General features: G+C 59.4%; 4 protein-coding genes and 2 pseudogenes. 1 reads left to right on the forward strand and 5 read right to left on the reverse strand.

All coding sequences use genetic code 11. The annotated features are described in order from the left end of the window. Positions 1 to 143: 143 nt before the first annotated feature. Genes DJ029_RS21255 through DJ029_RS21265 form a run of 3 tightly spaced genes read right to left on the reverse strand, consistent with a single transcriptional unit; the run spans position 144 to position 3,023 of the window. Positions 144 to 1,127: a succinylglutamate desuccinylase/aspartoacylase family protein gene (locus DJ029_RS21255; protein WP_112324468.1), complete on the reverse strand. Its 984-nt coding sequence runs from the start codon at positions 1,125 to 1,127 to the stop codon at positions 144 to 146. Then, positions 1,124 to 2,137, reverse strand: a complete 1,014-nt coding sequence (locus DJ029_RS21260; RefSeq protein WP_232823172.1) for an ABC transporter permease — start codon at positions 2,135 to 2,137, stop codon at positions 1,124 to 1,126. The genes DJ029_RS21255 and DJ029_RS21260 overlap by 4 nt, the downstream gene beginning before the upstream one ends. Then, positions 2,103 to 3,023, reverse strand: a complete 921-nt coding sequence (locus DJ029_RS21265) for an ABC transporter permease (protein ID WP_112324469.1) — start codon at positions 3,021 to 3,023, stop codon at positions 2,103 to 2,105. Before DJ029_RS21265 ends, DJ029_RS21260 begins: the two co-directional genes overlap by 35 nt. Before the next feature lie 284 nt (positions 3,024 to 3,307). On the opposite strand from DJ029_RS21265, the gene DJ029_RS21270 reads away from it, so the two are divergent. Next, the gene (locus DJ029_RS21270; RefSeq protein ID WP_232823173.1) at positions 3,308 to 3,931 is read left to right on the forward strand and encodes a cupin domain-containing protein; all 624 of its coding nucleotides are present in this window, start codon (positions 3,308 to 3,310) and stop codon (positions 3,929 to 3,931) included. Between the two features lie 124 nt (positions 3,932 to 4,055). Here DJ029_RS21270 and DJ029_RS21275 read toward each other — a convergent pair. Next, positions 4,056 to 5,953, reverse strand: a pseudogene (locus DJ029_RS21275) (Tn3 family transposase); the annotation flags it as partial. Between the two features lie 55 nt (positions 5,954 to 6,008). Then, positions 6,009 to 6,575: pseudogene (locus DJ029_RS21280) on the reverse strand (IS6 family transposase); the annotation flags it as partial. Positions 6,576 to 6,687 lie beyond the last annotated feature (112 nt).

Here is a 6,687-nt window from a genome sequence, read left to right on the forward strand (position 1 = left end):
GTACTCAATAGGCCGGCGCCGATTACGGTGGTGCTTAGCACCAGGCTACCAGCGAGCGTCAAGGTCCGCATTGGTTTCATAAACATGGACTTCTCCCCGTTTCCAAAGTTGTCATAGCCATTCCCGAAAACACCCCGGGTCGATCAAAGGCCTTCGCGGAGCTCTACCGGGATGGCTTCGGCGCAGATTTCACCGGCATGGGTAGGGAAGTAGTTACAGCGCAGGGCCGCAATGTATGAATCTGCGTAAGGATTCGGGATCTCCTCGACTGTTTCACCATGGAGGTTGATAAGTGTGCCAATCATTGCGCCCTTGGGAAGGATGTCGCCGACCTTGCAAGCTGGCACGAACAGGCCGCCTTCGCGATTATGAATGAAACTGCCGCCGCTGATGATCGTATAGCTGTCGCGTACTGGCGCATCGCCGGGCAGGTTGCCGGTGGCTTGCAGGAACCCCTTGATCGAAACGAGGTAGTCATTGAGATGCTGCTGAGTGAAGGTTCCGCCGCCGCATTCCACCGTCACTGAGGGAATGTTGTGGCGGAGCGATTCAGCCGTCACTGTGCCGCCCATTCCCTGGATTTCGGCAGCCCGCCAGATCGTCTCGACACCAACTCGCTTTGCAAGTTCCCTTGACCGTGTAGCGTTTTGGGTGCCATCGTCCTTGTAGATCACGTAGAACGGCACTTCCGCACCGATGCCGCCGCTGTGCAGATCGAGCAGATAATCGGCGTGCTTTTCCAGATGCTCGCCAATGACTGCAGCGAGCTGGAAGCTGTGGCTGCCGTCGGGACTGCCAGGGAATATCCGGTTCAGGTTCTGACCGTCGATCGATGATACTCGCGACCGGAAATTGAAGGACGCCGGATTGGCGACCGGAATTCCGATGACCGTCCCGGAAAGCGTGCCTATATCGAGGCTACGCATGAACTGGATGATAGATGCCGCGCCACCGTACTCCTCACCGTGGATGCAGCCTTCTACCCAGACGGTGGGGCCATCCTTGACCCCACTGGCAATAAACACAGGCAGTTGGATCGGCGATCCATCCGCCATGCTGCCCACCCGCAGTTCGCCGCGCTCCAGCTTCCCAGGTTTCGCTTTTACGTTTCCGACAGTGACAGTCATTTCTTATTTCCCATTTCTTGATTGTCTCCGACCACCGGGCGGACGATTTCGATGTCGGCTTGCAGGACCGACCCAGTGATACGCGCCGGGAGCAATCGCCAGCTACGGCGAGGCCCACGGGAGGCGCGCATTGTCGGATCGAGCAAGTCTCGCAGGCCGTCTCCGAGCAAGTTGAAGCTGAGGGCTGCCAGCATGATCCCAACACCTGGAAAAACTGACAGCCACCAGGCGTCACGCACGTATTCGCGCCCATCCGCCAACATTGAACCCCATGTCGGGATGCTGCTGGGCACACCAAGACCGAGGAAACTCAACGACGATTCAGCTATGATGAGAGCTGCAACCTGGAACGATGCGACCACGAGGAAAGACGAGAAAACGTTCGGCAGAATATGACGAAAGATGATGCGCCTGTCCGGAATGCCCAGAACCCGCGCTGCTTCAATGAATTCCCTTTTGCGCAGTTGCAGTACGTCGCCGCGCACGACCTTGGCATAGGTGATCCAACTCGTGATCGCGAGAACCAGGATTACATTGGTCACGCTGGGGCCGAGAATCGTCACCAGTGCCAGTGCCAACAGCATAAAGGGAAAGGCGAGCTGCATATCGGTGAAGCGCATGATGACAGCGTCCACTCTGCCACCGTAGTAACCCGAAATGAGGCCAAGGACGAGGCCGACGGACCCGCCGAAAACAACTGCCAAGGTGCCTACGGCCAGCGAAAGACGGGAACCCTGAATCAGGCGAGCAAAGACATCACGCCCCAGATGGTCGGTACCTGCCAGATGCACCACGCCCTTCGGGTCGGCCCAGCCGGGCGGTTTCAACCGGGCGAAAAGGTTCTGGGCCTCGCCGCGCCCCTGGGTCAGCCAGGGCGCCAATAGTGCTGTCGTCACCAATATGGCGAGCACGAGAATGGCAAAAGCGAACATTGGCCTTGCGCGCAGGAACCTGAGAAAGTGCATCAACTCACCCTCAACTGTATGTGACGCGAGGATCGAGAAGGACATAGATGATATCCACGATCAGGTTTGTGATGACAAAGACGAGGGCCGAGATTACGACCATTGCCTGCACCACCGGGTAGTCGCGCGCTCCGATCGAATTGACCAACAGGTTTCCCGCACCTGGCCATGCAAAAACAGTTTCAGTGATAATGGCACCCCCGAGTAAGGTGCCGACCTGCAGGCCGAGAACGGTGACCACCGGGGCAAAGGCGTTGCGAAGCGCGTGCCTCAGGATCACCGCCCACTCGGAAATGCCCTTTGCGCGAGCGGTCCGTATGTAATCCTGCCGCATTACCTCCAGCATGCTCGATCGCATGATTCGAGACACCAGGGCGACTTGGGCGGCAGCAAGCGTGACTGCGGGCAGAATGAGGTGGCTGAGACCGCCACGACCCGAAGTGGGCAGCAAGCGGAACTGCACCGAAACTACGAGGATTAGCATGATGCCGAGCCAGAAGACTGGCACCGACTGACCAATCAGGGCGAAGCCGCTCAGCATGTTGTCGACCCAGCTGCCCTTGCGGACCGCCGCGTAGGCGCCCAGCGGAACCGATACGACGATCGTCAGGCCAAGAGCCGCTACCGCGAGCTCGAATGTCGCGGGAAGATAGGACAGCACGAGGTCAAGTGCCGGAACTTGGTTACGGTAGGACATACCGAAGTCGCCAGTTGCGACCTGCTTCAAAAAAATGCCAAGTTGCAACCAGACTGATTGGTCGACACCAAGCGCAGCTCTCATTCGTTCTATATCTTCGGGCGTCGCGAGATCGGACAGCATCATCAATGCCGGGTCACCAGGAACCACGCGTAGAATAACGAAAGAGATGAGCAATGCGCCGAGAAGAACAATAAGGGATTGGACCGCGCGGCGGAGGATGTACTGGATCATTGGCGGCGCTCCGGGTGGAAAAGCAAGAAAGTCAGGCACATGTGATGCGACATAGCTGTCTGTACCCCTCCCTGGCGTGACGCTTGATGATTCGAACGCCTACTGTTCGATATAGTGAACGTAGGGCGAAAAATTTTGCCTGGTCAAGCAAAATTCTGCTTGCGCGGCACTTTTTTCACTATACTGAATGAGTAGGCGAGTGTGCGGCCCAAGAGTCAGGGGCCGCACTTGTGGCGTCGTCGGCAAGCTTCTACGTGTGCTCTGGTTTAGTAGAATTGAGAGATATGATGCGTAAGGACAGACAAACGCTGGATAATGTACCGCGACAAGACGAGGTTAACTCCGGTGTCGGCCTCAGGATCAAACGCCTGAGGAAGGAAAAAAATATCTCGCTTCAGGAACTGTCACGGGTATCCGGAGTCTCTGCGGGGATGTTGAGTCAGATCGAGCGGGATCTGGCTAACCCCTCACTTAGGGTCCTTACGAAGATCCAGGTCGCTCTCGAAACAACCGCAGGAGCGCTGTTCCCGCCCGAGAATACCGTGGAGCCAAGCGTTCTGGATCCGATGTTCGTTCGCCGCAAGGGCAAGCGTCCGTTCTGCGAACTGGGCTATCTGACCAAGGAATTGCTTTCCGATGGTGCGGCGCAAAGACTGGAGTTGATGATGTTGCACGTTCCGCCGAATGGGTCATCCGGGGCAGCACCGCTAACCTCGCCCGCTGAAAAGGGTGGCCTGGTGCTGGCAGGAACGATCCTGATGAGTGTCGACGGCGTCGAGACCAGTCTGTCGGAGGGTGACAGCTTCACTTTTGACGGTCGCTTGCCGCACTCAATTCGCAATACAAGTGGTGAACCTGTCAAGATGCTGTGGGTGGTGAGTAATTTCCCGATGGAACGTCATCTGTAAGAATGACGCAGGGTTTGTCGCGGTTTGGTTCCGGTCACGGAACTCATTTCGGCGGTCCCTCACATCTCAAATCACTGAAGTGAATGAATTAGGGGTCTGATGCCGGAGGGGGCAGAATCCTACGCTAAGCTCTTTTTGGCCACCTGTATTCGCCAGTGAGCAGGATATGTGCCCAGCCGAGGGGCGAGATATGCGCCATGAGGTGGGGAGAGCAGTCCAGGCCTTCGCGGCGGCGATTGGCGACGGCGACACCGAGATGCCTGGTGTTCCAGTAGATGACGATTGCGGCGAGGAGGTTCAGCCCGGCCATGCGGAAGTGCTGGCCTTCGGAGGTGCGATCGCGGATTTCACCCTGACGGCCGATGCGGAGGGCGTTCTTCAGGGCGTGATGGGCCTCACCCTTGTTTAGGCCGATCTGGGCGCGGCGCTGCATGTCGGCATCGAGCAGCCAGTCGATGATGAAGAGCGTCCGTTCGACCGTCCGATTTCTCGCAAGGTCACCGCCAGTTCATGCTGTCTGGGATAGGATGCAAACTTCCGCAGGAGCTGGCTGGGAGGCATGGCCCCTGACGCCATGGTCGCCACGCTGCGCAGGATATCCGGCCAGTTTGTCATGATGAGACGTTCCTTGATCTTGCCCCCGATCAGCCCCTTCAGTTCTTTCGGGCAGGCTGCCGGATCGAAGAGATAAAGGCGCTTGGATGGCAGGTCGCGGATGCGGGGTATGAACTGGAATCCCAGCAGCGCGGTGACCGCGAAGACATGGTCGGTGAAGCCGCCTGTATCGGCATACTGCTCGCGGATCTTTTGACCGGCGTCGGTCATCAGCAGGCCGTCCAGGATATAGGGTGCTTCGTTCACGGTCGCCGGAATTGTCTGTGTGGCGAAGGGGCCGAACTGGTCGGAGACATGGGTGTAGGCCTTAAGTCCTGGTTCATGGCCGTACTTGGCGTTGATCAGGTTCATCGCCTCGCCCTGACGTGTCGTCGGGAAGAACTGGCCGTCGCTCGATGCGGATTGCCCGGCGCCCCAGAACCGCGCCATCGGCAGTGCCGACTGTCCTTCGATCACCATGGCCAGGGCCCGAGCCATCGCCTCGCTTTCGACATGCCATCTCGACAGGCGGGAGAGCTGGAAGAAGTCGTGCGTGTTCGTGGCCCCGGCCATTTTGCTGAGGCCGAGATTCAGTCCCTCGGCAAGCAGCACATTCAGCAGGCCGATCCGGTCCTTGCACGGCGCACCAGTGCGCAGATGGGTAAAGGCCTCGGTGAAGCCGACCTCCGCATCCACTTCGAGCAGAAGATCCGTGACCCGGACTTCCGGCAGGCGCCCATAGAGATCGAGCACCAGGGTGTCGGCTTCCTCGGGAACCGCCGCGGTCAGCCGATCGATTTTCAAGGTGCCATCCTCTATGGAACCTCCCGGTATGGCCCCGGCCTTTGCAGCGCGCGCCAGGCGGCATACAGCATCGGACAGACGCGCCTTGCGGTCGGCCAGCCAGGTTTCGGGCTCGAACGGCATGGCCAGCCTCGGCGTGTCGCGGGCGGCCTCGACCGGGACCAGCGCGTCCTTCAGGTCGCCATACCTTCGCGAATGCGCCAGCCAGATATCACCGGAACGGAAGGCGTCGCGCAGATGGAACAGGACCGCGACCTCCCATACTCGGTGCTCATCGTATCCATTCAGGTGGCGATGCCACTTTGAAGTGCGGCGCAGGAAGGTCAGCGGTCGGCCGTCAGTCGTCTCCGTGCCCGCGATGATCCTGCTTACCGCCAGCAGCGGTTCCGCCACGGGCGCGGCACAAATGTCGAGCGCCCGCAGCATCCGGGGCGCATATCGCCGGAAGCGATGATATCCGTGAACAACATGCGCCAGCGGGTCCGCAGCGAATGTATCGGTCAGTTGGGCGGCCGTGGCGACAAGCCCTTTGAGGGATGACCAGCCGCCCGCAGTACCGATGGCCTCTTCAAGGGAGGCTTGGTCCTCATGCGCTTCCAGAAGCGCCGCGCCCAATGTCTTGAAGGGGTTCTGTCGCAAGTTTCCGAGCAGGATGAGCGGAGCCGTTCGGCAGACATGACTATGCTGCGAGCGCCGCGAAGGTCTGGAAGGCGGTGGCGCCATTGGCGGGGATCTGCCCCTTGCGGATCATGTGGGCGGCCTCAATCCCGGCGATGGTCGCTGCGGCCGAATGGAACGCCTTGAAGCCCTTCATCGGACCGGTGATCCGCTTGATGAAGCGATGGTCCTGTTCAAGTATGTTATTGAGGAATTTGACCTGCCGGACCTCGATGGTGCGCCCGTTGCCGGTGAATTTCAGGATCACGTTCACCGCCTTCAGTCCTGCTAGGTTGGCACCGCTCTTGTCGATCACGACCCGGTCGGGCACGCCGTTCGTGTCGATCGCCCGTTTGAAGAACCGCCGGGCAGCGGCCAGATTGCGGCGCTCCGAGAGCATAAAGTCAAGGGTTTGGCCATCCCGGTCCACGGCGCGGTAGAGGTAGGTCCACTTGCCCTTCACCTTGATGTAAGTCTCATCCATCCGCCAGGAGGTGGCGCTCGGCCGCTTCCTCGCTTGCGCCTGGGCCGCGATTTGCGGTGCGAATTTCACCACCCAGCGGTTCAGCGTTGCGTGGTCGACCGCCAGCCGGGAGTGGGCAAAACCTGGGGGTTATGCGGCTGCTCTTTGGTACGCACCAGTTAGACGGCCGTCGAGAACGGCGGCACGCACAACGGCTACGCGGTGGGCTCCCTTGGGC

The sequence above is a fragment of the Oceanibium sediminis genome (assembly GCF_003265325.1).
GTDB classification, from domain to species: Bacteria; Pseudomonadota; Alphaproteobacteria; order Rhodobacterales; family Rhodobacteraceae; genus Halovulum; species Halovulum sediminis.